Source organism: Polaromonas sp., from assembly GCF_013817205.1.
Taxonomy (GTDB): Bacteria; Pseudomonadota; Gammaproteobacteria; order Burkholderiales; family Burkholderiaceae_C; genus Polaromonas.
In genome coordinates, this window is record NZ_JACDDD010000042.1 from 1 (window position 1) to 25,699 (window position 25,699).

Consider the following 25,699-nt stretch of genomic DNA (forward strand, 5'->3'; position numbering starts at 1 on the left):
GCACCCGGAGGAAAAAGCGCCGGTGATCGAGCTGGTGTTCACCCGCCTGCACGCCGGCGGCAAGTTCGACAAGGGCAAGGGCGGGGCCTACAGCTTCTCCGGCGGCCTGCACGGCGTCGGCGTCAGCGTGACCAATGCGCTGTCTAAACGGCTGGAAGCCACCTCGTACCGCGACGGCATGGTGGCCAAGCTGGTGTTCGAGGCCGGCGACGTCACCGAGAAGCTGCACCTGCGCAAGGCAGGCGACGGCGACCGCAAGTCCGGCACCACGGTGCGGGCTTGGCCGGATGCCAAATATTTTGAAACCTCGGCCTTGCCGATGGCCGAACTGACCCATTTGTTGCGCAGCAAGGCGGTGCTGATGCCCGGCGTCACAGTGACGCTGGTGGTGGAAAAGACCAAGGAAGTGCAGACCTGGGTTTACAAGGGCGGTCTGCGTGACTATTTGATGCAGACCCTGCCGGCCGATCCGGTGATTCCCCTGTTTGAAGGCGAAGGTTTTGCCGATGCCGCGCACGACAGTTTTGCCGAAGGCGAGGGCGCCCAGTGGTGCCTGGCCTTCACCGAAGACGGTCAGCCGGTGCGCGAGAGTTACGTCAACCTGATCCCGACCAGTGCCGGCGGCACGCATGAAAGCGGCCTGCGCGACGGCGTGTTTCAGGCGGTCAAGAGTTTTGTGGACCTGCATTCACTGCTGCCCAAGGGCGTCAAGCTCTTGCCCGAGGACGTGTTTGCGCGCGCCAGTTATGTGCTCTCGGCCAAGGTGCTGGATCCGCAGTTCCAGGGCCAGATCAAGGAGCGCCTGAATTCGCGTGACGCGGTGCGGCTGGTGTCCAGCTTTGTGCGCCCGACGCTGGAGCTGTGGCTGAACCAGCATGTCGACTACGGCAAAAAGCTCGCCGAACTGGCCATCAAGGCCGCGCAAAGCCGGCAAAAGGCCGGCCAGAAGGTTGAAAAGCGCAAGGGCTCTGGCGTGGCCGTGTTGCCCGGCAAGCTGACCGACTGCGAAAGCCGCGACCTGGCACACAACGAGGTGTTCCTGGTCGAGGGCGACTCGGCCGGCGGCAGCGCCAAGATGGGCCGTGACAAGGAAAGCCAAGCCATCCTGCCGCTGCGCGGCAAGGTGCTCAACACCTGGGAAGTCGAGCGCGACCGGCTGTTTGCCAACACCGAAATTCACGACATCGCGGTCGCTATCGGGGTCGACCCGCACGGCCCCAACGATACGCCCGACCTCAGCGGCCTGCGATACGGCAAGGTCTGCATTCTGTCGGACGCCGATGTGGACGGTTCACACATCCAGGTGTTGTTGCTGACCCTGTTTTTCAGGCATTTCCCCAAACTGATAGAAGCCGGCCATGTGTTTGTTGCCAGGCCGCCGCTGTTCCGGGTCGACGCGCCAGCGCGTGGCAAGAAGCCCGCATCCAAGGCGTACGCGCTCGATGAGGGTGAATTGCTGGCAATTCTCGACAAGTTGCGCAAAGAAGGCGTTCGTGAAGGCGCCTGGGCGATCAGCCGTTTCAAGGGTCTGGGCGAAATGAATGCGGAACAATTGTGGGAAACCACACTCAATCCTGATACCCGGCGGCTGTTGCCGGTTCAATTGGGTAAGCTGGACTTCGCGCAGACCGAGTCCCTGGTGACCAAATTGATGGGCAAGGGTGAGGCCGCCGCGCGGCGCGAGTTGATGGAACTCCACGGGGACACCGTGGAAATCGACATTTAAAGGCAGACATGAAAACAACGATGCGACGGCACCGGCAGGGCCATGTTGATGCATAAAAGGTGGCTTCAGCCCTTATCTGTCGGGCGTAGGCAGCTATCATTTTTGATGGTTGTTGTGACGCTGCTGCTGGCCGCGCCGGCCCGCGCCGATGTCTGGGGTTATGTTGACAATGCCGGCGTGGCGCACTTTTCTGCCGAGCGGCTGGACGAGCGCTATCAGCTGTTTTTCCGCAGTGGCGAGACCTTTGACACCAGTCGCGGCAACCGCAGGCTGCCGGCTTACAACGCTGGCGCGAGCGGCGCGCCGCCCAAGCTGCTGGCTTTTTTCGACGTTTCGCCCAATTACAAGGCCGTTAAGCACCTTCTGCGCGAGGCCTCGGTGGCGCAGAACATCGACTACGAATTGCTGCAGGCGCTGATTGCCACCGAGTCGGGCTTCAACACCCATGCGGTGTCACCCAAGGGTGCGGTTGGCCTGATGCAACTGATGCCGCCAACGGCTCAGCAATATGGCGTCCGGTCCGACAACAAGACGCCGATCGAGAAAAAGCTGACCGACCCCAAGACCAACATCCGCGCCGGCTCGCGCCATCTGCGCTACCTGATTGACATGTTCCCGGGGCAGCTGGAACTGGCGGTTGCGGCCTACAACGCTGGCGAAGGCGCCGTGCAGCGCGCCGGCAACCGCATTCCGAACTATCCCGAGACCAAAAACTATGTCAAGACCGTGATGCAGCTGTATGCGCACCTGAGGCCTCCCAGCATGGTGAGCGACGCGCGCCGTACCGGGCGGGTGCGCATGGAAATGATGGGCGGCGCCCGCAGCCAGCCGGCCAGTGGCGCTCAGGGTCGTGGCAACCAGCAGCCCACGCTGGTAGTGCAGACACCGGTCGCACCGGAATTCCGGGTCGAGCGGGACTAAGGCCAGGTGAGTCCGGTCTTCAACCCCGATACCTTTGTCCTGGGTATCGCCGTCGGCGTGCTGGGACTGGTCATGCTGCTGAGCCTGATCGTTGCCTATGCCTATGACGAACCCACGCTGTTTGCGCTTGGCGGCTACCTGGTGGGGGTCACTCTGGTGTTGCTGGCCGGGCGCCAGATGCGCTGGCCGGTCCAGCACATTGAAGTCGTCCTGCTGATCCTGGGGCCGGCCGCCATTGCCGGCCTGCACATATGGCTGCTGCGAAAACGCACGACTAGCGCTGCCGACAAGGTCTTGATGGCCGCCACGCTGCTGATCGCGCTGGGTCTGGCCGGGCTGCGGCTGGTCGATGATTCACCCATGGCGGTGCTGGCGAGCAGTTACGGCCTGGGGACTTTGCTGCTTCTGTCCTGGCTGGTGCTGTGTTTGCCGGCCTGGCGTATTTCGGGGCCCTGGAAGTGGTGGTTGCTGCTGGGGCACGTGGCGGGTGCGCTGGTCGCCGTTTTGTTCCTGCTGGGCAGCATGGATTCCAGGGCCAACTACTGGCCGGTGGCGATGCTGCTCCTGGCGCAGGGGCCGCCCACCTACCTGGCGCTGGTCTGGCGCAGCCGTCTGCTCAACGAAGGCCGGCTGCGCGGTCTCGCCGCCAAGGTGACCGACCCCCTGACCGGCCTGTCCAGTCTGGCGGTGCTGATCGATCGGCTGCGGCCGGCCATCAACCGCGCCCAGAAAGTGAAATACGGCGGCGCGCTCTACCTGATTGCCATCCACAACTTCAGCGGGCTGGTTAACGAACTGGGCGTCGACGCCAAGGAAAAACTCATTCTGGAAGCTGCCAACCGCATACGCCGCGCCATCAGCGACAGCGACACCGCGGCGCGCATCACCGAACAGCTGTTTGCCGTGGTGGCCCAAGACCTGGAAGACGACGGACAGGTCGATTCGCTGGCGACCCGGCTGCTGGTCAGCGGCCTGCGCATTGAAAGCGACTTCCTGCCCGGCGTGTCGATGCAGTTCCGCGTCATCGCCACCAACCTGAAGGTGCCGCCCCTGACGGACGTGGCAGCGGCGCAGAACTGGTTGCGCGGCCTGCTCGGCCATTTCGGCGCCTGGCCTGATACGCACCGTTCGCGCAACATCCTGCTGTTTTCGAACGGGCAGATCCGCCGCCCGCAAACCACCTCGGGCAACAGCACTTTTTGACCGACTGACCGCGCCGGCGGGACTTTTTCCCCCATGTATTGACCTGCGACACCCCTGACACCGATGGACGATCTTTTTACCCCCCCGCCGCCAGCCGCCCCCGAACAGCCCGATCAGGAATCGCTGGCCGCTTATGCGCAACGTGCCTACCTCGAATACGCGCTTAGCGTTGTCAAGGGCCGGGCCCTGCCCGATGTCTGCGACGGCCAGAAGCCGGTGCAGCGCCGCATCATGTTTGCCATGGCGCGCATGGGCCTGGGCTTTTCTGGCGCTGGCGGCGCCAAGCCGGTCAAAAGCGCGCGCGTGGTCGGGGATGTGCTGGGCAAATACCACCCGCACGGCGACCAGGCAGCGTATGACGCGATGGTGCGCATGGCGCAGGACTTCAGCCAGCGTTACCCGCTGATCGATGGTCAGGGCAACTTCGGTAGCCGGGACGGCGACGGCGCGGCGGCCATGCGATACACCGAGGCGCGGCTGGCCAAAATCACCACCCTGCTGCTCGACGAACTCGACGAAGGCACGGTGGACTTCGTGCCCAACTACGACGGGTCTTTCGAGGAACCGAAGCAGTTGCCGGCGCGCTTGCCTTTCACCCTGCTCAACGGCGCCAGCGGCATCGCTGTCGGCCTGGCCACCGAGATCCCCAGCCACAACCTGCGTGAAGTGGCCGATGCCTGCATCGCACTGATCAAGACGCCCAAACTGCCGGACGACGAGCTGTATGCGCTAGTCCCGGGGCCGGACTATCCCGGCGGCGGACAGATCATCTCGACCGCTGCCGACATCGCCGCCGCTTACAGCACCGGCCGCGGCTCGCTCAAGGTGCGGGCACGCTGGAAGATCGAGGACCTAGCGCGTGGCCAGTGGCAACTGGTGGTGCAGGAGCTGCCGCCCGGCGTCAGCACCCAGCGTGTGCTGGAAGAAATTGAAGAGATCACCAACCCCAAGATCAAGGCGGGCAAGAAGGCGCTGAGCCTGGACCAGGTGCAGCTCAAGCAGACCGTGCTCGCCGTGCTCGACGTGGTGCGCGACGAGTCCAGCAAGGACGCCGCCGTGCGCCTGGTGTTTGAGCCCAAAACCAGCCGCATCAGCCAGAGCGAGCTGATCACCACCTTGCTGGCGCACACCAGCCTGGAAAGCTCGTCCAGCATCAATCTGACCATGGTCGGGCTCGATGGCCGGCCCACGCAGAAAAACTTGCGGCAGATGTTTACCGAGTGGATCAGCTTCCGGCAGAGCACCATCCAGCGGCGCTCGCAGCACCGCTTGGACAAGGTGCTGGACCGCATCCACATCCTCGAAGGCCGGCAGCTGGTGCTGCTCAACATCGACGAGGTGATCGCCATCATCCGCCAGGCCGAGGAGCCGAAAGCCGCGCTGATCGCGCGTTTTAATCTCAGCGACCGGCAGGCCGAAGATATTCTTGAAATCCGCTTGCGCCAGCTCGCGCGGCTCGAGGCCATCAAGATCGAGCAGGAGCTCAAGAATTTACGCGAAGAGCAGGGCAGGCTCGAAGAAATCCTTGGCAGCCCGGCGGCACTGCGCCGCCTGATGATCAAGGAGATCGAGGCCGATGCGAAGCAGTTTGCCGACCTGCGCCGCACCTTGATCCAGGCCGAGAAAAAAGCCGTGCTCGAAGTCAAGGTGCTGGACGAACCGGTCACCGTGGTCGTCAGTGCCAAGGGCTGGGTGCGCGCGCGCAGCGGCCATGGCCACGATGCCGCCAGTTTTGCCTTCAAGGCGGGGGACGGCCTGTATGGCACCTTTGAATGCCGCACGGTGGATACGCTGCTGGTCTTCGGCACCGCGGCCAAAGGCACGGGACGGGTTTATTCGATCCCGGTCGCCATGCTGCCGGGCGCGCGCGGCGACGGCCAGCCGGTGACCACTTTGATCGACCTGGAGAGCGGCACCCATCCGGCGCATTATTTCGCCGGGCCGGCCAGCGCGACGCTGTTGCTCAGCGGCAGCGGCGGCTACGGCTTCCTGGCGACGCTCGAAAACATGACAACGCGGCTCAAGGGCGGCAAGGCCTTCATCAGCTGCGCCGAGGGCGAGACGATTTGCAAACCTTCCCACGTGTCGGGTAGCAGCGGTGCCGCGCCGCTGAACCCGGCCACGCATGTGGCCTGCGCATCCACCGGCGGCCGCTTCCTGACCTTCGAGATCAGCGAACTCAAGACCCAGTCGGCCGGCGGCCGCGGTCTGGTGCTGATCGACCTGGATGCCAAAGACACGCTGGCCGGCGCGGCGGCCTACACCCGCAGCGTGAAGATCGAAGGCATCGGCCGCGGCGGAAAGGTGCGCGAGGAAACGCTGGAGATCCGCAGCCTGAACAATGCGCGTGGTGCGCGGGCGCGCAAGGGCAAGGCGGCGGATCTGGGGTTTAAACCTGCTGCGGTTTCGCGGGTGGAGTAAGGCCTTTCAGTCGCCGGCGCCGTGCCGGCTTGCCGACAGCCAGCGCCCCAGGGCATCAACGCTGACTTGCCAGGTCGCGTCCTGCCGGTGCGCCGCAAAACCGAGGCGTCGGTTGATCGACAGCATGGCGGCGTTGGTATTGGCGTTGTTGGTGATGACTGTGCGTACCTCCGGATGCCACTTGCGAACCAGATCGAACATGGCCGCCTTGACGCCCTTGGCCAGCCCCTTGCCGCGCCAGGGGCTGGCCACAGCGGTCAACTGCTGGTAGACGCGGTCCGCAAAGCGCGCGTCCCAGCTTGCATCGCAGACCGCTGCCAGGTCCTTGCCGTGCAGCAGCATGACGAGGAAATGGTCGCCTCCGCGCCGGTCCATCGCCGCGTACCAGCTTTCATAACCCTGCAGCTCGTAGCGAATCCGGGGGATTTCCAGTGAGCCCAGCGGTTGTTCGTTGATCAGCACGGAGAGCGGCTCCATCAGCTGTCCGAGGCGCTCGAAGGGCACCCGCCCCGCATGCGTCTCCCAGTGCAGCCCATTCGAGGGTGCGGTGGCGTGAGCCTGCCATTGGGCCAGTTCACTCCATTGCAGTCCCTCCAGTGCAAGACGATTTTCGACACTGCGGTATTTCTCCCGGGCACCGATGGCGGACATGAATGCATGCCCCTCCGGTCTGTGAACCTTCAATGTCGCCACCGTCCGGCCGCTGCCCTGCATGAAGGTATGCAGCGCGGCCAGCAACGCGGTGCCTATGCCCTGGCGCCGCAGACCGCCCAGCACGCCTCCGCCGGCGTCGACGAATGCTGCGTGGTCTTCGCAACCGGGGGACCCGTCGCGGCGAAACCCCAGCAGCAGGTTACCGACGTAGCCGCCATCGCGTATGGCCATGAGGCGGCGCGCTTCGAACAGCGGATGCCGCTGCATCAGTTCATGCTCGAAGTCGGCTTCGGGCGTCAAGGGCTCGCCCGGTTGGTCTTCGTGATGGCGGGCGCGCCGGTAAGCGTGCAATTGCGCCCATTCGCGGCGCGAAGCCGTCTGCGGATCGAAAAGTTGTATCTGGATGCCGGCCGGCATCCTGGAGGTATGAAACATGAAAGCCTTGATGAACGAGAACACAAGGACGCGCCAGCGCTTGCGCGCCGGCGGTCGGAACTCAATGCGGCTTGGGGTCGGCGTTTTGCCGGTGGCTACGGGGCCGTGGATGACGCAACAAGCCGGATGAGTGCGAGGGGCGGGTTTTGAATGTCGCTTTCCATGGGCACCTCCGGATGTTGGTTAAGGCAGATGCGAATCTTACTGCAGGTTTCTTTTTGCGCCTCAAGTCTTTTCAGGGAGGGCCCTGCACTCCTCGACGCATACAGAAGGTGGAGGCTAAAATCAATACCGGAGACAAAGTCCGGAGTGCAGGAAGCGCAAAGCGCTTCCTGCACTGGAATCCCAACGAACGGTAATGCGGGCACGCGAGCGCAGCGCACGTGGCCGAATGAAGTCCCCCGCCATCGCCCAGCGGGGCGAGGGAGGGGTTAGGGGTGGCAGTGGGAGTGGGGAGTGGAAACTACTGCCCTGAAAGAACCGCAGGCGCAGCGTGATGCAGATAATGCTATCGAATCGATAGCTGGCGGCGCTTTCCAACCGTGGGCTGGAGCCCAATTTGATGCTGAATCAGACGGCCGGCGGCCGCAGCGCCGACTTCGGCCTGAACGCCTTGCACACCGCCTCGTCGGTTTCCAGATAAGGCCCACCGATCAAGTCGATGCAGTAAGGCACGGCCGCAAAAATGCCGGCGACCGCTTGTGACCCGTCGGCATCTTTCAGGCCTTCCAGCGTTTCGGCAATCGCCTTGGGCTGGCCCGGCAGGTTCATGATCAGGGCCTGGTCGCGGATGACTGCCACCTGGCGCGACAGGATGGCTGTCGGCACAAACTTCAGGCTGATTTGCCGCATCTGTTCGCCAAAACCCGGCATTTCCTTGTGGGCCACCGACAGCGTGGCCTCGGGCGTCACGTCGCGCAGCGCCGGGCCTGTGCCGCCGGTGGTCAGCACCAGCGAGCAGCCGGCATCGACCAGCTCGATCAGCGTCGCACTAATCTGCTCTTTTTCGTCGGGGATCAGGCGTTCTTGAAACCTGATGGGGTTGCGCAGCGCGCGGCCCAGCCATTCCTTGAGCGCAGGCAGGCCCTTGTCTTCATACACGCCGCTGGAGGCCCGGTCGCTGATAGAGATGATGCCGACCGTCACCGCGTCGTAGTTGGCGCTCACGCGTCCTCCTGCGCCAGCGTTTCACGCACCAGCTGGAAAATTTCGCGGTAGGACTTGCCATGGCGCGGCGCCTCGCCCGGTTTTTCGGGCTTAGCGTCCTTGCGGGCCTGGCGGATCAGTGCGCGCAGCTGCTGCGAGTCGGTGTCCGGGTGCTCGGTGAGCCAGTCGCTGAGCGCGTCGTCGGAAGCAATCAGCTTGTCGCGCCACTGCTCGGCCAGGTGCAGGGCCAGTGTCAGGTCGGCCGAGCCATTGGCCTGTTCGTCGATGGCGGCGCGTATCGGTTCGGTGTCCAGCGGGCGCATCAGCTTGCCGATGAACTGCATCTGGCGGCGCCGGCCTTCGAAGTTGGTGATGCGTTTGGCGTCCTTGATGGCATCCAGCAGTTTTTCGGGCAGGTCCAGCCTGGCCATCAGATCGGCGCGCAGGGTCAGCAGCGCTTCACCGAGCGCCTGTTTTTCATCGGCCTCGGCCTTGAGCTGGGTTTTACTCGGCGGGCCGACTTCTTCCAGCGCAATTTCTTCGGGTTTCACGAAGCGTCCGTTGGACCAGTAGCCTTTGATGGCCTTGGGAGTCTTGTTGTTCATGGCAGTCAGTATCATAGCTACCCATATGACCCCAAAGACCCCCAAGACAACATCTTCCGCTTCGCCTCCCGAATCGGGCTTCAGTTACCACCGCGAATTCTTCGAAGACCTGGTGGACAGCGCTTTGGCCCATGCCAAAAAGATAGGCGCGACCGATGCCGCTGCGGAAGCCTCTGAAGGCTGCGGTCTGAGTGTCAGCGTACGCAAGGGTGAACTGGAAAACGTCGAGCGCAACCGCGACAAGTCGCTGGGCATCACGGTGTATGTGGGGCAAAAACGCGGCAATGCCGCCACCAGCGATTTTTCGAAAGCTGCGATCCAGCAGACGGTGCAGGCCGCCTACGATATTGCGCGGTTTACCGCCGAAGACAAGACCTCCGGCCTGCCGGCCGCCCGCGACATCGCGCGCGTGCATCCCGAGCTTGATTTGTTCCACCCCTGGGCCATAGACTCGGCGGGCGCTGCTGCGCTGGCCCTCGAATGCGAAGCGGCGGTCTTCGATACCAGCAAGCTGATCACGAACAGCGAAGGCGCGGGCGTGTCGGCCCAGCAAAGCCATTTTTTCAGCGCCCATACGCGCGGCTTTCGCGGCGGGTATGCGAGTTCGCGTCATAGCATCTCGGCCGCGGCGATTGCCGGCAAGGGCAGCCAGATGCAGCGCGATGCGTGGTACAGCTCCATGCGCGACGCGAGCGAACTGGCCAGCGCGCAGGCGGTGGGCCGTTATGCGGCAGAACGCGCGCTGTCTCGTCTGAAGAGCCGCAAGATCAAGACCACACAGTGCCCTGTGCTGTTCGAATCGCCGCTGGCTGCTGGCCTGTTGGGCGGCTTTGTGCAGGCCATCAGCGGCGGTGCGTTGTACCGCAAGAGCACGTTTTTGCTGAACAGCCTGGGCAAACCGGCGTTTCCGGCGCACATCGACATCAGCGAAGACCCGTTCATCAAAAAAGGAAAGGGCAGCTCGCCCTTCGATGAAGAAGGCGTCAAGACCCGCGCTCGCACGGTGGTGGATGGCGGCATCGTGCGCGGCTACTTTTTGAGCACCTACTCGGCGCGCAAGCTCGGCATGCGCACCACCGGCAACGCTGGCGGCTCGCACAACCTGGTGATGAGCAGCCGCAAGACGAAAGCCGACGACGACCTCGATGCGATGCTGAAAAAACTGGGCACCGGCCTGTTCGTGACCGAACTGATGGGGCAGGGCGTGAACTACGTGACCGGTGACTATTCGCGCGGTGCCTCGGGCTTCTGGGTCGAGAAAGGGCAGATTGCCTTTCCGGTCGAAGAGATCACGATTGCCGGCAACCTGAAGGACATGCTGATGGGCATCCAGGCCGTGGGCGCCGATGTCTACAACTACGGCGCCAAAAGTGTGGGGTCCATCCTGATCAACCGGATGAAGGTTGCTGGAAGCTAAGGCCCCCACGTTCGCTCGCTGCGCGCGGCGCGACCATGAGGGCATCTTATGTCAAGCAGGGGCCGCAGGCGCAGCGGCCCCCTCGGGGGGCAAGGAGCTACACGAAGTGAGTGACCGTGGGGGCCTTTAACCGGCCAACGCTGCCTTGACGGCGGCGGACACCTGGCCCATGTCGGCCTTACCGGCGAGTTTGGCTTTGACTGCGCCCATGACCTTGCCCATGTCGCCGGGGCCGCTGGCACCTAGTTCCGCCACGATGGCTTTGACGGCTGCCATAACCTCTTCGGCGCTCAGGCGGGCCGGCAGGTAGGCCTGCAGCACCACCAGCTCCGCCGCTTCCTTGTCGGCCAGGTCTTTTCGCTCGGCTTTCTCGAACGCCTCAATGGAGTCTTTGCGCTGTTTGATCAGCTTGTCGACGATGGCGACCACCGCAGCATCGTCCAGCACCACGCGTTCATCGACTTCTTTTTGCTTGAGTGCGGCCAGCAGCAGACGGATGGTGCCCAGGCGCTCGCTGTCCTTGGCGCGCATGGCGGTTTTCATGTCTTCGGTGATCTGGTCTTTGAGGGACATGGGGTCTCTGTCTGAAAGTTGAAAGTCAAAAAATACAAAAGCCCGCAGAGCGTCCTCGTGCGGGCTTTTGGTTTGCCGTGAGGCGTGTACTTTTAGTACAGCTTTTTAGGCAGTTGCATCGAGCGGATACGCTTGTAGTTGCGCTTGACGGCGGCAGCCTTTTTGCGCTTGCGCTCGGCGGTGGGCTTTTCGTAGAACTCTCTAGCGCGAAGGTCGGTCAGCAGGCCAAGTTTTTCGATGGTGCGCTTGAAACGGCGCAGAGCCACGTCGAAGGGCTCATTGTCTTTTACACGAATGGTCGTCATTGATGGGTTGATCCAAAAGGGTACGCCTTTGTTGATCTGATCAGGATCAGGCCGGGCGCGGGTTTGCTAGCAAAGCCTGAGATTATATACTAGGCCCACGGTCGTTCACTTCGTGTAACTCCCTGCCCCCCCGAGGGGGCCGATGCGCCTGCGGGCCGGCAAAGCCGGTCCCGCGGCCCCTGCTTGACAAAACGGGGGCGGGATCGGGGTCAGGCGTTGGTTGTTTTTGCTGCCAGTGCTTTTGCGCAGGCGTGGGCTGATGCCCAGGCCCACTGGAAGTTGTAACCGCCGAGCCAGCCGGTGACGTCCACCACCTCCCCGATGAAATACAGCCCGGGCTGCCTGGACTCCATGGTCTGGGACGACAGGTCGCGGGTGTCGACCCCGCCGAGCGTCACCTCGGCTTTTTTGTAGCCTTCGGTGCCGGTCGGTGTCAGTTGCCAGTCAGCCAGCCGGTCTGCCAGGGCAGTCAGGGCCTTGTCGGTGGCTTCGCTGACGGGTTTTTGCCAGGCCGGGTCGCGGCTGGCCCAAGCGTCGGCCAGGCGGCTGGGTACCAAGGTGGCCAGTTCGTTGGCAATCAGCTTTTTCGAGTTGGCCTTGGCGCGCAGCAGCAAGGCTGAAAGATCGACACTGGGCGCGAGGTTGATGCGTACCGGCTGGCCTTCGCGCCAAAAGCTTGAAATCTGCAGTACAGCCGGCCCGCTCAGGCCGCGGTGAGTGAACAGCAGGTCTTCGGCGAAAACCGTGGCTTTCTTGCGCTGTTTGGGTGAGTCGTCCGCTGCCCCGGTTTCGATCAGCACCGGCAGCGCCAGCCCCGACAGTTGCGCGTAGGGCGCCCAGGCTTCGCCGTCAAAAGTAAGCGGCACCAGCCCGGCGCGGGGTTCCACCAGGCGCAGGCCGAATTGTTTGGCGATGCGGTAGCCGAAGTCGGTCGCGCCAATTTTGGGAATCGACAGGCCGCCCGTGGCAATGACGACCTGCGCTGCTTCGATGGTGCCGCGGTTGCTCTCGATTTTATAGCTGCTGGTGCCCGTCTGCTCAGGGCTAACAATGCTTTTGATGCTGCATGGCTGCCAGCGAGTGACACCGCCACCATCGCATTCGGCCAGCAGCAGCTGGATCACGTCTTCGGCCGATCGGTCGCAAAACAGCTGGCCCTTGTGCTTTTCATGAAACGGCACACCGTGCTTTTGCAGCAGGCCAAGAAAGTCTTGCGGCGTGTAACGCGACAGGGCAGAGCGGCAAAAATGCGGGTTGTCGCTCAGAAAATTTGCAGGCGTTGCGTAGCGGTTGGTGAAGTTGCAGCGGCCGCCCCCTGAGATGCGGATTTTTTCAGCGACTTTTTCGCTGTGGTCGATCAGCAAAACCTTCAGTCCGAGCTGGCCCGCAACGCCCGCACAAAACAGCCCGGCGGCGCCAGCGCCCACCACCACAGCATCGAAAGCATGCATGGCTGCGCTGTGCGCCTATAACTTGGAAAACGCAGAGGCGGAAAAACCCGCGTCGGGCGTTGTGGCGTGTGCGCGTTTGTTGGCAACCCAGTCGTTCAGGCCTTCGATAAGCAGATCGGGATTGACTGGCTTGCTCATGTGTCGGTCAAAACCGGCCGCCATCGCGTTTTTCTGGTCGCTTTCCTTGCCCCAACCGGTCAAGGCGACCAGCAGCAGCTGCGCGCCTGCAGCCGTGGCGCGGAGATGGCCAGCAAGCTCGTAGCCGTTCATGCCGGGCATGCCGATGTCCAGAATGCATGCGTCAAAAGTTTGCTGGCTTGCCAGCGCCAAGGCGGACGCACCGTTGTAGGCCGTCGCCGTGCGGTGGCCTTCCATGCCCAGTAGCATGGCCAGCGTGTCGGCGGCGTCGCGGTTGTCATCGACCACCAGAATCGAAAGCCCTGTCTCCAGCGGCTTGCCGTCCAGTTGGCCGCGTGCGGGCGAATCTTCGCCGCTGTGCCGGTTGACGCGCAGCGAGTCCGGCAAATGCACCGTCATGGTGGTGCCGTGGCCCAGTCCCCGGCTCTGCGCCTCCAGCCTGCCGCCATGCAGCTCGACGAGTCCGCGCGCCAGCGAAAGGCCGATGCCCAGCCCGCCCTCGGAGCGGTCTATCGCTGAGCTGACCTGTGAAAACATTGCAAAAATGCCCGCCAGGTTGTCCGGCGCGAGACCGATGCCGTTGTCGCTGACGGCCAGTTGCAGCCCGTCCGGGGTTGCCTTGGCGGCCAGCGTGATCTGTCCTCCCGGGTCGGTATATTTGGCTGAGTTGTTGAGCAGGTTGGTCAGCACCTGCGACAAGCGGAGCGAATCGGCGTCAAGCTCTATCACCTCGTCGGGCAGGCTGACGGTCAGGTGATGCCCGCGCGCGACAATGCCGGGGCGCGCCGCTTCGACGGCGGCTTCAACAATGGCCCTGACGGTAACGACGGCTTTTTTGAGTTCCAGCCGGCCGCTGGTGATGCGGGAAATGTCCAGCAGGTCGTCCAGCAGCAGGGCCATGTGGCCGGCTTGCCGGGCCAGTATGTCGGCACAGGTCCGCACACTCGCCGCGTTCACATCGGGCTGCGACAGCACCCGGGCGGCGGTGCGTATGGGCGCGAGCGGATTGCGCAGCTCATGGGCCAGTGTGGCCAGAAACTCGTCCTTGCGCTGATCTGCCTCGCGCAACTCTTGTTCGGTACGCCTTGCCTCCGTGATGTCGATGTGTACGCCCACCCATTCAGTGATTTGCTGGTCGGCATCAAATACCGGCACGGCCCGGATGCTGAACAAGCGCCATTGCCCCGATTGAACCCGCACGCGGTGCTCATGCTGGAACAAGGACTGGGACTTCACCGATCGCTGCCAGGCTTCTACCGTGGACTGCACATCGTCGGGATGCACCGCATGGGTCCAGCCGTAACCTTGGTACTGGGCGGCGCTTTGCCCGGTTATCTGGCTCCAACCTGGTTGCTCGCCCACCATCTCGCCATCGGCGTTCTTGGTCCACATGACGCCTATCGCGGTGACGGCCGCGCGAAAACGCGCCTCGCTGGCGCGCAGCTGAGCCTCCGCACGAATGGGCTCGTTGATGTCGCGAAAAAAGACGGCCACTCCGCCTTCTGGCACCGGGTAGATACGCAGATCCACCCAGTTGTCATAGCCTTCGGCGGTGTAGTGATGCCGCACTGAAACCGGCCGGCGCTCTAGCATCGCCTCGCGGTGGGCCGCCTCGAGCGGTGAGCCCAGCGAGCCAGGCCATAGCTCCCAGAGGCTGCGTCCCACCAGCTGTCCCAGCTCTCTTTGACTCACGCGCAGCCCCTCAGCGTTCATCTCAAGTACCCGGTACTGCTCGTCTAAAAGCAGAAAGCCTTCGCTCATGACTTCAATCACATCTTTGTAGCGTTGGCTGGTGGCTGCGGCGGCTTGCTGAGCCAGGTGCTGCTCTGTGATCTCGTTGCAGGCGCAGAAGATGCCGATGACATCGCCGTTCGCATCAAGCACCGGTGCATGGAAAAACGAGAACCAGGCTGGCTCAAGGCGGCCGCCCCGCTCGGCAAGAATCTCCATCTTGCCGCTCTGCGTGGGCTCGCCGCCGTAGGCCTTGTCAACCAGCGGCAGCAGCTCGTCGGCGGCCTCGTGCCACACGTCAAACAGCGGCTGGCCAAGAGCAGAAGGGTGCTTTTGGCGCAGGATGGGGATGAAGGCGTCGTTGTAGACCTGGTTTCGACCATTACCCCAGGCCACGTACATCGGCGGCTGTTTGGCGCAGAGGATGACGGCGACCAGCGTCTTGATGCTGTCAGGCCAGGACGCGGGCGTCTGCATGGACGCCGGCAGGCCGCTGCCGCTGCGCAGGATCCGCCCGATCTCGCCGCCGCCGCTTAAAAAGCGCAGGTCATTGCTGCCAGCTGTGTTGTGCGCCGCGTCGGCGGCTGCCTGTGAGTGAGACCCCAGCATATTTCCCCCATTGCTGCCTGCATCGTGTAAAGCCCTGCAGCGTTTGTATCACGATAGCCCACCCCATTCGAATACAGAAGGAATTCGCGCCGTGCTGCTGGACGATCACCGGATGGATGCTGAACAAATCGGGATTTTCGCATCGGCCTTGGGTGTCGCCGTCTGTGGCGCACCATGCCCGGACGGATCAGGCTGCGCGAAATTGCGCCGGCAGCTCCTGGGCCGCCGCCACGCCGCTGACCACGTCGCCGACGACGATGATCGACGGGCTGGCCATGCCGGACGCGCTGATCGCGTCGGTCAGTTGGCCCAGCGTGGTGGTGATGTGGCGCTGCGTCGCCAGCGTGGCGTTCTGGATCACGGCCACCGGTGTGCTGGCGGGCAGGCCGGTCAGCAATTCGTTCTGGATGCGCCCGGCGCCGCTGACGCCCATGTAGATCACCAGCGTGAGTTTGGCCTTGTGCGCGGTGTCGGCCAGGGCGCGCCAGTCTGTGCCTTGGTCGCCCGGTTTGGCGTGGCCGGTCACAAACACCACGCCATGGGCATGCTGGCGATGTGTGAGCGGCACGCCCAGTGAGGTCACTGCTGCCAGTCCGGCGGTGATGCCGTTGATGACCTGCACATCAATGTTGGCAGCCCGCAGGTGCTCGACCTCTTCTCCGCCGCGCCCGAAGATGAAGGGGTCGCCGCCCTTGAGGCGAACGACGTTTTCGCCTTCGCGCACGGCCATGATCATGAGCTTTTCAATAAACTCCTGCGGCGTGGATTTGCATCCGCCGCGCTTGCCCACATGCACGATGCGTGCATCGGCCCGCGCGTAGGCCACGATCTCGTCGCTGACCAGGTCATCGACCAGCAGCAACGTGGCGGCCTGGATGGCTTTGATCGCCTTGAGTGTGAGCAGCTCCGGATCACCCGGGCCCGCCCCGACCAGGGTGCATCGGCCGGAGGTCGTCAGAGGGGAATGGCGGCTGGTCATAGTTGTGAAGTCAGTTGCAAGATATGTTCCACCTGCCTTGTTATCGATGCCGGCACGGCGTGTGTGCCCGACATCACTGCGCGGATATAGGCGGCGGTGCTGTCGCTGTCAATCTCTGCAGGCAGATCTGGGACGCTGGCCAGTGTGCCGGGCTGAAACTCCTGCAGCAGCGTACGCCGGCCTTTGAGGAAGGCCTCCATCTGCGGCGTGCGGCGTGCATCGGCCACCACCTCACCTTCGGTGCCGCGTAGCAGCATGGCATTGGCTTCGATCAGCTCGAAGGTCTGGCCCATGGAGATCGCGTATTCGGGGTGTGTGTAACTGCTGACCACCAGAGCCTTGCCCATGCAAGGGTTCATGATCTTGACCAGGCTGTGCGCCGGGTTGCGCAGACCGACAGCGCGCCGTACGTCCAGCAGGCGTTTGAGGCCGGGGCACAGAAGTTCGGTCGGTGCAAAAACCACTTCACCATTTGCTATTGATGTTATAGCTGTCAACGCAGGTATATCGAGGGCTGCAAGCACATTTGACGTAAATATCCGGCCAGATTCGGTGGCGGTGCCGTGCACCAGCACCGCCAGACCTTCCCGCGCCAGCAGCAGCGCCAGCAGCGGTGTCAGCACCGGCAGTTTGCGTGCGCCGTTGTAGCTGGGCAGTACGACGGTGGGGCGGTCACCGGCCGGAAAACGCTGCATGCGCTCGTAGGTGGCGTCCAGGAAGCCGGCCATTTCTTCTGGCGTTTCGCCCTTGATGCGCATGGCCAGGCAGAAACCACCGATCTCCAGGTCGGTCACCGTGCCGTCCAGCACCTGGCCAAACAGGTCGCAGGCCTGCGCACGCGTGATCGGCCTGGCGCCGTCTTTGCCGCGGCCTATGACCTTGATGTATTGAGCGATGGACATGCGTGATTGTCAGTGAAGGCAGATAACCTGCCGTTATAAGCTTAAGCCGACCGTTCCGGATGGTGTTAGGCGATGACCTTGATCGGAATCACCGCGCGTTCAACACCTGCGGGGGGTGAGGGCAGGTGTCGGCCTTCGGTGCTGGCCCGGATGATGCGCTTGATCTCCGGCACGCAGGATCCGCAGTTGGTGCCGCATTTGAGTTTGTCCTGCAGCATCAGCATGCGGTCTTCGTCGCTGGCGAGCCTCCCCGCGCCGCCTGCCGCGTTGGTAATGTCGCTCAGGCAGGCGTTGATCTCAGCGTCACTGACGCTGAAGCAGCTGCAGACTGGCTTGCCACGAGCCTGCAGTGCCACAGGTGCCTTGGCGCCGGGCAGCAGCAGCAGGCGGCCGTACGCTTGCGCCGGCAACTCATCCTGCAGCAGGCTTTTGATCCAGGCCTGCGCGCTGACATCGCCGGCCAGCACAAAACCGGTGAGCTCGGCCTCTTCGTGTTGGTTGCCCTTGCGCACCAGGCGTGCCGTGCGGTGCTGGCCTTTCTTTTTGTCCACGTAACGCAGCGCGTCGGTACCGTCCAGACCCAGAATGGATTCGATTTTTTCCAGCATGCCTTGGGGCGGCGCCTCAAAACCGGCGGCACGAAACAGCACACCCGTGCGCTGGCTGCCTGCCTCCCCCAGCGGCACCGCGTTGGAAAATGGCACGCAGCTGCAGAAGGCAAAGCTGGCCATCAGCGGTTTGAGTTTTTCCCGCGCAGCCAGCGCCTGGCCGTCAGGCAGCCAGGCCATGGCCAGCAGCGACCAGGGCAATTCAGCCTTGAGAATTTTTACCGCCGCATGTTTGAGTTCAGGCTGTTTGGAACTGGGGCAGTAAGCAGAAGTGGTCAGCGCATTGACGCCAGCCAGCCGCTCGCCCTTGCTCGACAGGCCGCTCAGGTACTCGTCGCCCCAATGCATGGCCATAAATGCCTGGCTCACCGCGACTTCTGGCGAAGCCTGCAGGGGCACCACGATGGAGCCGCGTTTGGACGTGACATGCACCAGCTCGCCGTCTTTGAGCAGGCGGCGCGCCATGTCCTGTGCGTTCATCTGGATCGAAGGTTCAGCCACATGGCCGAACAGCCGACCCAGCGTGCCGGTACGGCTCATGCCGTGCCACTGGTCGCGCAGGCGGCCGGTGGTCAGCGAGAACGGGTAACGCGACTCGCGCGGCTCGGCCACCGGCTTGTAGACGGTGTTGACGAAGCGGGCTTTGCCGTCCTCGGTCGGAAAAATGCCGTCTTCATAGAGCCGCACTTTGCCGGTGGTTTCGCCTTCGCGCAGTGGCCACTGTTGCGGCGCTGATTCAAGCATGGCGTAACTCATGCCAGTGATGTCGAGGTCGCGCCCACGCGTGGACTCGCGGTGTTCGTTCCAGATGTTTTCTACGCTGGCGGATTCGTCGGTCACGGACCACGGAAACAGCGTGCTGATTTTCTGCACAGGCAAAAGCTTTTCCAGCCGCTGTGCAAAGGCCACCGCAATCGACCAATCGTGTCGCGTTTCGCCGGGTGCAGACACCGCCGGTCGCACGCGGCTGATGCGCCGCTCGCTGTTGGTCACGGTGCCGGTTTTCTCGCCCCAGGTGGTGGCGGGCAACAGCAGGTCGGCATAGTCGCAGGTCGAAGTCGTCGCAAACGCCTCCTGCACCACGACAAGCTCGGCGCGTTCAAGTGCACGCCGAACGGTGGCCTGATCGGGCATGGACTGGGCCGGGTTGGTGCAAGCTATCCACAAGGCCTTGATCTCGCCATCGGCCGCGGCTTGGAACATCTCCACGGCAGTCTTGCCAAGTTTGTCCGGGACCGAGGGAATGCCCCACAGCGCGGCGACTTCGGCGCGGTGTTGCGGGTTGGCAAGGTCGCGGTGCGCGCTGAGAAGATTCGCCAGGCCGCCCACCTCGCGCCCGCCCATGGCATTGGGTTGGCCGGTCAGTGAAAACGGCCCGGCGCCGGGTTTGCCGATTTGCGCGGTGGCCAGGTGCAGGTTGATCAGTGCTGCGTTTTTGGCGGTGCCGCTGCTCGACTGGTTCAAACCCTGGCAATACAGGCTCAGCGTCGCGGCAGACGTTGCAAACAGCCTGGCCGCTGTGAAAAGGTCTTCCTTTTTGATGCCGCAGGTGTCTGCTACCAGGTCTGGTGTGTAGTCGCGCACAGTGGTTTTCAGGGCATCAAAACCGTTGGTGTGTTCAGCGATGTAAGCCGGCTGGGTCCAGCCTTCCCACAGCATGATGTGCAGCATGCCGTTGAACAGCGAGACATCGGTGCCGGGCTGGATCGGCAGGTACAGATCGGCAATGCCAGCAGTGTCGGTGCGACGCGGGTCGCAGAAGATGATTTTCATCGCCGGGTTGGCGGCCTTGGCGTCTTCGATGCGCCGGAAAAGAATCGGGTGTGCGTAGGCGGTGTTGCTGCCGACGATGAAGATGCATTGCGCATGGTTGACGTCGTCGTAGCAACTGGGCGGCGCGTCGGCGCCCAGCGTCTGCTTGTAGCCGGCGACCGCGCTGCTCATGCACAGGCGCGAGTTGGTGTCGACGTTGTTGGTGCCTATCAGGCCCTTGGCGAGTTTGTTGAAGACGTAATAGTCCTCGGTCAGCAACTGGCCCGAGATGTAAAACCCTACCGAATCCGGACCATGCTGCCGGATGATGTTGGCAAAACCTTCGCTGGCGAAATCCAGCGCGCTGTCCCAACTGACCCTTTGCGCGGGTTCGCCTCGGTGCTCGCGCCGCATCGGGTGCAGCAAACGGGTTTGGCGCGTGACGATGCTTGACGCGGTCAGGTGCAGGGTCGAACCCTTGGTACACAACCGGCCAAAGTTGGCCGGATGCGTCGGGTCTCCGCGCACACCCGTGATCTCATCGCCCTGCGACTCAATGATCACACCGCAGCCGACGCCGCAGTAAGGGCAGGTAGATCGTGTCTCAGTCATGGTTGGGTGAAAACCGGCTGCGGTGCCCCATATTTATCGCAAAGCGATCTGCGGCTCCAGCCGAGAGTTCGCAGCCGACGCCGCAGTAAGGGCAGGTAGAACGCGTTTCCCGTGTCATCACGCGGTGTGCGGGGCCTGCACTTCAAAGGTCTGGTCGCCCAGCGCGCCGGTGGTTGCGCAGGGTCCCGCACGCGGCGCTTCAAGGTCCAGGGCCAGCGTGGCCAGTTCAGTCGGATCAAGCATGACTTTGCCGGCCTCCACTTTGCACGCAAACTTCGGTGTACAGCCTTCGTCGGCCCCTTGAGCACACCCGTCGGCCAGGCCTATGGTCCAGTTGTGCAGCGGGCAGGCCACGCTGGTGCCGAACACAATGCCTTGCGACAGCGGCCCACCCTTGTGCGGGCAGCGGTCGAGCAGCGCGAAGACCTGGTCTTCCGCGTTGCGAAAGACAGCTACATCAATGCCGCGTGCGCGGGCAATCCGGCGCGAGCCCAACACCGGGATGTCGGTCATCAGGCAGATTTCTTTCCATTCACTCATGGCAATTGCCCTTCATGCTTTAAGGTTGCTGTAAAGGCCGGTGATGCGGTCCATGACACTCAGCAGGTTTTCGCTGGAAACAAACACGTCGGACATCAGTTTGGGTGAACTGCGTGCGCCTTCCAGGCGGCTCAAGCCCAGGTCAAAAAAGACCCATTGACTATCGGCCAATGCCAGTTCTTCCTTGATCCGGGGAGTGGCTTCGGGTGCCTTGCGCAGCACTGCGAGTGCTGCTATGAATTCACCGCGCGATTTTGCAATTTCTGCAATGCTGCCATGGGCGTCCATCTGCAGTGAGTTGGCCAGATAGAGCTTGGCCATGCGCTGCGACAACATGCGCTGGCGGCCTGCGATATTGACGAGTTTCCCCACGACGGCCGATCCGCCCGTTTGCTCGTACTGCCGCGTGCCCTGGTTAGCCAGCGAGAGAATCTTCGCGTCCAGTTGCATCAGTTTCAGGGCGTGTTCCTTGTCGGGGACGGTGCCCACCAGCACTGACTTGAACTCGCTCCAGAGGTTTTCGAGCTTTGCGTAGGTATCGCGGATCTCAGCGTGGGGTGCATAGGCCTTCAGCTCGACCAGCTGCCGGTCGAATGTGGACATCGAGCGGTCCAGCACCTGCTGCGCACTGCTGGTTTCGACTTTCTGGATCAGGGCGAGGTAGGCCTTGCTCATGCGCTGGGAGAGCATGCGCTGGCGCCCCGCTTTGTTGATGGCATCGTTCATGTCGGCCACTTGCGAGTGAGCCGTCATGCCGAGTAAGGCCGCTGAAGCGATAAAAATCCGTCTTTTCACTTTTGAATTTTCCTGGGGTGATTCGTTGTTTTGGAGGGGTCTTGTGTTCAGACCGCAGCGAGTTTCTCGAATTGCCGCGTATCCACGGCCGCTTCCTTCAGATCGAACCAGGGATCGGGCTCACCGTCGAGTGCAAACTGCAATTGCTCCCACAGGGCCTTGCGGCCTTCGTGGTCATCAAGAATTTTCTTTTTCACATAGTCCAGTCCGACCCGGTTCACGTAATGCACCGTGCGCTCAAGATACCAGCCTTCCTGGCGGTAAAGCTCGCAGAAAGCGCCGGTGTACTCCAGCACTTCGGCGGCAGTCTTGAGTTTGGTGAAAAAGTGCGCCACCTCGGTCTTGATGCCGCCATTGCCGGCGATGTACATCTCCCAGCCGGAATCGACACCAATGATGCCCACGTCCTTGATGCCTGACTCGGCGCAGTTGCGCGGGCAACCGCTGACCGCGAACTTGACCTTGTGCGGTGCGTACATGCGCCACATCGCGCGCTCCAGGTCCTTGCCCATCTGCGTGCTGTCCTGCGTGCCCATGCGGCACCATTCGCTGCCGACACAGGTTTTCACCGTGCGCAGCGCTTTGGCATACGCGTGGCCCGAAGGCATGCCGATGTCTTTCCAGACGTTCTGCAAATCCTCTTTCTTCACACCCAGCAAATCGATACGCTGGCCGCCGGTGACCTTGACCGTCGGAATTTTGTACTTGTCCACCGCATCGGCAATGCGGCGCAGCTCGCTGGCTGTGGTTTCGCCGCCCCACATGCGCGGGATCACGCTGTAGGTGCCGTCCTTCTGGATGTTGGCATGGCTGCGTTCGTTGATGTAGCGGCTTTGCGGATCGTCTTTCGCTTGCTTGGGCCAGGTGCTGATCAGGTAATAGTTGACGGCTGGGCGGCAACTTGCGCAACCATTGGGCGTCTTCCAGTCCATGAACTTGAAAGTATCGGCAATGGTCATCAGTTTGTTGTTGCGGATCGCGTCGCGCACCGCCTGGTGCCCGTGGTCGGTGCAGCTGCACATGGCCTTGAGCTTCGGCGTGGCGGAGTAGTCGCCGCCGGCAGTGAACATCAGGATCTGTTCGACCAGCCCGGTGCAGGAGCCGCAGGAGGCGCTGGCCTTGGTGTGCTTGCGCACCTCGTCGAGGGTAAACAGGCCTTTTTCCTTGATGGCCTTGCAGATCGTTCCCTTGTTCACGCCGTTGCAGCCGCAGACCTCGGCTTCATCGGGCATGGACGCCGCCTTGCTGTGGCCCTCGTGACCGGCGTCGCCGATGTTCGATTCGCCGAACATCAGGCGTTCGCGTATGTCGCCGACGCTGCGGCCGTCGCGCAGCAGCTTGAAGTAGTAGCTGCCGTCCACGGTGTCGCCATACAGGCAGGCGCCGATGAGCTTGTCGTCCTTGATGACCAGTTTTTTGTAGACCCCACCGAAGGGGTCGCTCATGATGATTTCTTCGGTGCCTTCACCGCCCATGAATTCGCCCGCGGAAAAGAGATCGATGCCGGTGACCTTGAGCTTGGTGGAGGTGAGCGAGCCGGTGTAGCGGCCGATGCCGAATTGCGCCAGATGGTTGGCGGCGACCTTGGCTTGCTCGAACAGCGGCGCGACCAGGCCGTAGGCGATGCCGCGGTGCGCCGCACATTCACCCACGGAATAGATGCGCGCGTCAGTGACGGTCTGCATGGTGTCGTTGACCACAATGCCCTTGTTGCAGTGCAGGCGCATTTTTTCGGCCAACTCGGTGTTGGGCCGGATGCCGACCGCCATCACGACCAGGTCGGTGACCAGTTCGGTGCCATCCTTGAACTTGATGCTGGCGACGCGGCCATCGGCGTTACCCACCAGTTCCTGGGTCTGCGCACCCATCAGGAACTTGAGACCGCGGCCTTCCAGCGATTTTTGCAGCAGCTTGCCGGCCACGCTGTCGAGTTGACGCTCCATCAGTGTGGGCATGACGTGCACCACGCTGACGTTCATGCCGCGCAGCATCAACCCGTTGGCTGCTTCCAGACCGAGCAGGCCGCCACCGATGACCACGGCATTTTTGTACTTCACCGCAGCGTCAATCATCGCGTTGGTGTCGGCAATGTCGCGGTAGGCAATCACGCCCTGCAGGTCCTTGCCCGGTATGGGCAGGATGAACGGGTTGGAGCCGGTGCACATCAGCAGCCGGTCGTATTCCTCTTCGGTGCCATCTTCGGCGCGCACCACGCGCTTGATGCGGTCCACCTCAACGACTTTTTTGCCGGCGTGCAGCGTGATGTGGTTGTCCTTGTACCAATCCCAGCTGTTGAGCACGATCTCGTCCAGTGTCTGTTCGCCGGCCAGCACCGGGCTGAGCAGAATGCGGTTGTAGTTGGGATGCGGCTCGGCACCAAAAACCGAGATGTCATACAACTCGGGCGCGACCTTGAGCAATTCTTCAATAGTGCGCACGCCGGCCATACCGTTGCCGACCATCACGAGTTTTGATTTTTTCATGCGCTTACTCCAGATTGATTGATGCGTTAATCGCAAGCGCCGTGCCACGGGCCGGGCCACTCAGGGCGGGTGCACCGGCATGCCGGCTTTGAAAATGTGAGGTTGAAACCATGATGCTCTCTCCTGTCGAACAGGGACACGGCCGTGGAGCCGGTATGAGGCACATCAATACGCACGTCGTTATGCGCAGAACCCGCAGTGCTTTCGCTAAGGTTGGGCGCTCCGTTACGCCCTAACATGACTACGCAAAAGTTGTGCCATATCATGGTGCAGGCTTGTGGGTGCTCGTCCCGGCGTCAGGCATGGCGCGCGACTTGCGTTCCCTGCCGACAGTTTTCCCTCTCAAAACCCGATTTTTATGATTTCCGCACTGGTAATTCTCAATGGCCCCGAGGGCCCGCATTCGCTTGCCGCTGACCTCGAAGCGGTGGGTATCCAGGTGCTGGGAACTGTGCGCGGATGCAGCAAACTGGTGCAGGAGGTTTTGCGCCAGCAGCCCGATGTGGTGATCTGCGACAGCCCGACTCCCGCTGAAGAGTTTTTCAAGGCCTTGCAGATCGTCGGCGACACCTCACCCCGTCCGCTGATCGTCTTCACTACCGCCCCCGACGCAGACAGGATCACCCGTGCCACCGAAGCAGGCATTCACGCCTATGTGGTCAATGGCTACGGCCGGCAGCGCCTGCGCCCGCTCGTTCACCTGGCACAGGCGCGCTTTAGCCGCGAACAGGCCCAGCGCGAAGAGATGCGCGATATCGCCAGCCGGCTGGAAGAGCGCAAGGTGGTGGACCGCGCCAAGGGCATATTGATGCGGGCCAGGGAGGTGTCCGACGACGATGCCTTCAAGATGCTGCGCACCGCCTCCATGCACAGCAACCAGCGCCTGGGCCAGGTGTCCCAGCACATCATTCATTCCGCGCGTTTTGCCGAAGACGTGAATCGTTCTGGTCAATTGCGCATGTTGTCCCAGCGGCTGGTCAAGCTGGCGTTGCTGCAACTGGCTGGCGTGCAGACCGCGCAGGTGCAGGACCATCTGAATGACTCGGTCACGCGAATAGACGCCAACCTCGCGGGCCTGGGCAAAAGCCTGTCGCCGCCGACCTTTGGCGACCTGCTGGAGCAGGTGCAGCGCACCTGGTCACAACTCAAGCCTCTGCTGCAGGGAGTGCCTGCACCTGCCCACATGCTGCAGCTGGACGCCCTGGCAGGCCAGCTGCTGCAGGAGGCCGAACGCCTGACCAGCAGCCTGGAAAACGCCGGCGCCATGCCCCCCCTGCAGGTGCTCAACCTGGCCGGGCGCCAGCGCATGCTGAGCCAGCGCTATGCCAAGTATGCGTTGGCCGGCATGCTGGGCGCGCAGGCCGGTATCGCACCGGACGCTCTGGGCCTGGACGAAACCCGGGCTGCTTTCGAAGAGGCGCTGGCCTACCTGAACACCATTCCGCTGAGCAGCAAGGAAATCCGCAGCTTGTTGGAAGCCGCTGCCGTGAGCTGGGCGCAGATGCTGGCTGCCAGCGCGCCGGGTGTCCGGGCCAAAGCGCCCGATCTGGAGCGGGTGGCCGCAGCCAGTGAGGATTTGCTGGATGCCTTCGACAAGCTGTCGCTTCATTACGGGCACAGCATGCAGATGCTGGTGGGTTGATGGCATGCTCGCCCGTCACCTGTTTTGCTGCAGTGCACCAAATTTGGGCGC

At 62.7% G+C, this 25,699-nt stretch carries 20 protein-coding genes; 6 read left to right on the forward strand and 14 right to left on the reverse strand.

The genetic code is table 11. From position 1 onward, the window contains the following. From H0W47_RS11130 to parC, 4 genes are all read left to right on the forward strand, one after another. A partial coding sequence (locus tag H0W47_RS11130; protein WP_296924273.1) for a DNA topoisomerase IV subunit B occupies window positions 1-1,726 on the forward strand: 1,726 nt, incomplete at its 5' end. A gap of 105 nt (window positions 1,727-1,831) precedes the next feature. Continuing rightward, a complete protein-coding gene (locus H0W47_RS11135) occupies window positions 1,832-2,647 on the forward strand; it encodes a lytic transglycosylase domain-containing protein (protein ID WP_296924275.1) in 816 nt (271 codons plus the stop codon). Window positions 2,648-2,653: 6 nt separating this feature from the next. After that, window positions 2,654-3,850, forward strand: coding sequence for a GGDEF domain-containing protein (locus tag H0W47_RS11140; RefSeq protein ID WP_296924277.1), 1,197 nt, complete (start codon window positions 2,654-2,656; stop codon window positions 3,848-3,850). 63 nt (window positions 3,851-3,913) lie between these two features. Beyond that, window positions 3,914-6,271 (forward strand): DNA topoisomerase IV subunit A, encoded by a 2,358-nt coding sequence (parC, locus tag H0W47_RS11145; RefSeq protein ID WP_296924280.1) that lies wholly within the window; start codon window positions 3,914-3,916, stop codon window positions 6,269-6,271. Between the two features lie 6 nt (window positions 6,272-6,277). On the opposite strand, the gene H0W47_RS11150 is transcribed toward parC, so the two are convergent. From H0W47_RS11150 to yjgA, 3 genes are all read right to left on the reverse strand, one after another. Beyond that, complete coding sequence (locus H0W47_RS11150; RefSeq protein WP_296924282.1) at window positions 6,278-7,360, reverse strand: N-acetyltransferase; 1,083 nt, start codon at window positions 7,358-7,360, stop codon at window positions 6,278-6,280. Between the two features lie 570 nt (window positions 7,361-7,930). After that, complete coding sequence (gene mog, locus H0W47_RS11155; protein WP_296924284.1) at window positions 7,931-8,527, reverse strand: molybdopterin adenylyltransferase; 597 nt, start codon at window positions 8,525-8,527, stop codon at window positions 7,931-7,933. Beyond that, entirely contained in the window at window positions 8,524-9,111 is a 588-nt protein-coding gene (gene yjgA, locus H0W47_RS11160) for a ribosome biogenesis factor YjgA (protein WP_296924286.1), read from the reverse strand. The genes mog and yjgA overlap by 4 nt, the downstream gene beginning before the upstream one ends. 25 nt (window positions 9,112-9,136) lie before the next feature. Between yjgA and pmbA the strand changes: the two genes are divergently transcribed. Next, the gene (pmbA, locus tag H0W47_RS11165; RefSeq protein WP_296924288.1) at window positions 9,137-10,528 is read left to right on the forward strand and encodes a metalloprotease PmbA; all 1,392 of its coding nucleotides are present in this window, start codon (window positions 9,137-9,139) and stop codon (window positions 10,526-10,528) included. Between the two features lie 126 nt (window positions 10,529-10,654). Here the strand turns inward: pmbA and H0W47_RS11170 are convergent, their stop codons facing one another. From H0W47_RS11170 to nirB, 11 genes are all read right to left on the reverse strand, one after another. Then, window positions 10,655-11,101, reverse strand: a complete 447-nt coding sequence (locus tag H0W47_RS11170) for a GatB/YqeY domain-containing protein (RefSeq protein WP_296924290.1) — start codon at window positions 11,099-11,101, stop codon at window positions 10,655-10,657. 92 nt (window positions 11,102-11,193) lie between these two features. After that, window positions 11,194-11,406: a 30S ribosomal protein S21 gene (gene rpsU, locus H0W47_RS11175; protein WP_007872347.1), complete on the reverse strand. Its 213-nt coding sequence runs from the start codon at window positions 11,404-11,406 to the stop codon at window positions 11,194-11,196. Between the two features lie 209 nt (window positions 11,407-11,615). Continuing rightward, window positions 11,616-12,857, reverse strand: a complete 1,242-nt coding sequence (locus H0W47_RS11180) for an NAD(P)/FAD-dependent oxidoreductase (RefSeq protein WP_296924292.1) — start codon at window positions 12,855-12,857, stop codon at window positions 11,616-11,618. A gap of 15 nt (window positions 12,858-12,872) precedes the next feature. Continuing rightward, entirely contained in the window at window positions 12,873-15,335 is a 2,463-nt protein-coding gene (locus tag H0W47_RS11185) for a PAS domain-containing protein (RefSeq protein ID WP_296924294.1), read from the reverse strand. 187 nt (window positions 15,336-15,522) lie between these two features. After that, the gene (cobA, locus tag H0W47_RS11190) at window positions 15,523-16,314 is read right to left on the reverse strand and encodes a uroporphyrinogen-III C-methyltransferase (protein ID WP_296924296.1); all 792 of its coding nucleotides are present in this window, start codon (window positions 16,312-16,314) and stop codon (window positions 15,523-15,525) included. Next, window positions 16,311-17,216, reverse strand: a complete 906-nt coding sequence (ybiB, locus tag H0W47_RS11195; protein WP_296924298.1) for a DNA-binding protein YbiB — start codon at window positions 17,214-17,216, stop codon at window positions 16,311-16,313. Before ybiB ends, cobA begins: the two co-directional genes overlap by 4 nt. Window positions 17,217-17,281: 65 nt before the next feature. Beyond that, window positions 17,282-20,188, reverse strand: a complete 2,907-nt coding sequence (locus tag H0W47_RS11200) for a nitrate reductase (protein ID WP_296924300.1) — start codon at window positions 20,186-20,188, stop codon at window positions 17,282-17,284. Then, the gene (locus H0W47_RS18640; protein ID WP_367265279.1) at window positions 20,181-20,306 is read right to left on the reverse strand and encodes a hypothetical protein; all 126 of its coding nucleotides are present in this window, start codon (window positions 20,304-20,306) and stop codon (window positions 20,181-20,183) included. The genes H0W47_RS11200 and H0W47_RS18640 overlap by 8 nt, the downstream gene beginning before the upstream one ends. Then, complete coding sequence (nirD, locus tag H0W47_RS11205) at window positions 20,306-20,728, reverse strand: nitrite reductase small subunit NirD (RefSeq protein WP_296924301.1); 423 nt, start codon at window positions 20,726-20,728, stop codon at window positions 20,306-20,308. The genes H0W47_RS18640 and nirD overlap by 1 nt, the downstream gene beginning before the upstream one ends. 12 nt (window positions 20,729-20,740) lie before the next feature. Then, entirely contained in the window at window positions 20,741-21,523 is a 783-nt protein-coding gene (locus H0W47_RS11210; protein ID WP_296924303.1) for a type IV pili methyl-accepting chemotaxis transducer N-terminal domain-containing protein, read from the reverse strand. A gap of 47 nt (window positions 21,524-21,570) precedes the next feature. Next, on the reverse strand, window positions 21,571-24,006 hold the full coding sequence (gene nirB / locus H0W47_RS11215; protein ID WP_296924305.1) for a nitrite reductase large subunit NirB: 2,436 nt from the start codon (window positions 24,004-24,006) through the stop codon (window positions 21,571-21,573). Window positions 24,007-24,364: 358 nt separating this feature from the next. Here nirB and H0W47_RS11220 point away from each other — a divergent pair, with 358 nt between their 5' ends. Next, window positions 24,365-25,648, forward strand: coding sequence for a type IV pili methyl-accepting chemotaxis transducer N-terminal domain-containing protein (locus tag H0W47_RS11220; RefSeq protein ID WP_296924307.1), 1,284 nt, complete (start codon window positions 24,365-24,367; stop codon window positions 25,646-25,648). Window positions 25,649-25,699: the final 51 nt, after the last annotated feature.

Bases quoted from the DNA above. Each gene is read 5' to 3' on its own strand.
- H0W47_RS11135 (WP_296924275.1), top strand. From the start codon at position 1,832: ATGGTTGTTGTGACGCTGCTGCTGGCCGCGCCGGCCCGCGCCGATGTC.
- parC (WP_296924280.1), top strand. From the start codon at position 3,914: ATGGACGATCTTTTTACCCCCCCGCCGCCAGCCGCCCCCGAACAGCCC.
- H0W47_RS11150 (WP_296924282.1), bottom strand. From the start codon at position 7,360: ATGTTTCATACCTCCAGGATGCCGGCCGGCATCCAGATACAACTTTTC.
- yjgA (WP_296924286.1), bottom strand. From the start codon at position 9,111: ATGAACAACAAGACTCCCAAGGCCATCAAAGGCTACTGGTCCAACGGA.
- pmbA (WP_296924288.1), top strand. From the start codon at position 9,137: ATGACCCCAAAGACCCCCAAGACAACATCTTCCGCTTCGCCTCCCGAA.
- H0W47_RS11170 (WP_296924290.1), bottom strand. From the start codon at position 11,101: ATGTCCCTCAAAGACCAGATCACCGAAGACATGAAAACCGCCATGCGC.
- rpsU (WP_007872347.1), bottom strand. From the start codon at position 11,406: ATGACGACCATTCGTGTAAAAGACAATGAGCCCTTCGACGTGGCTCTG.
- H0W47_RS11180 (WP_296924292.1), bottom strand. From the start codon at position 12,857: ATGCATGCTTTCGATGCTGTGGTGGTGGGCGCTGGCGCCGCCGGGCTG.
- H0W47_RS11185 (WP_296924294.1), bottom strand. From the start codon at position 15,335: ATGCTGGGGTCTCACTCACAGGCAGCCGCCGACGCGGCGCACAACACA.
- cobA (WP_296924296.1), bottom strand. From the start codon at position 16,314: ATGACCAGCCGCCATTCCCCTCTGACGACCTCCGGCCGATGCACCCTG.
- ybiB (WP_296924298.1), bottom strand. From the start codon at position 17,216: ATGTCCATCGCTCAATACATCAAGGTCATAGGCCGCGGCAAAGACGGC.
- H0W47_RS11200 (WP_296924300.1), bottom strand. From the start codon at position 20,188: ATGACTGAGACACGATCTACCTGCCCTTACTGCGGCGTCGGCTGCGGT.
- H0W47_RS18640 (WP_367265279.1), bottom strand. From the start codon at position 20,306: ATGACACGGGAAACGCGTTCTACCTGCCCTTACTGCGGCGTCGGCTGC.
- nirD (WP_296924301.1), bottom strand. From the start codon at position 20,728: ATGAGTGAATGGAAAGAAATCTGCCTGATGACCGACATCCCGGTGTTG.
- nirB (WP_296924305.1), bottom strand. From the start codon at position 24,006: ATGAAAAAATCAAAACTCGTGATGGTCGGCAACGGTATGGCCGGCGTG.
- H0W47_RS11220 (WP_296924307.1), top strand. From the start codon at position 24,365: ATGATTTCCGCACTGGTAATTCTCAATGGCCCCGAGGGCCCGCATTCG.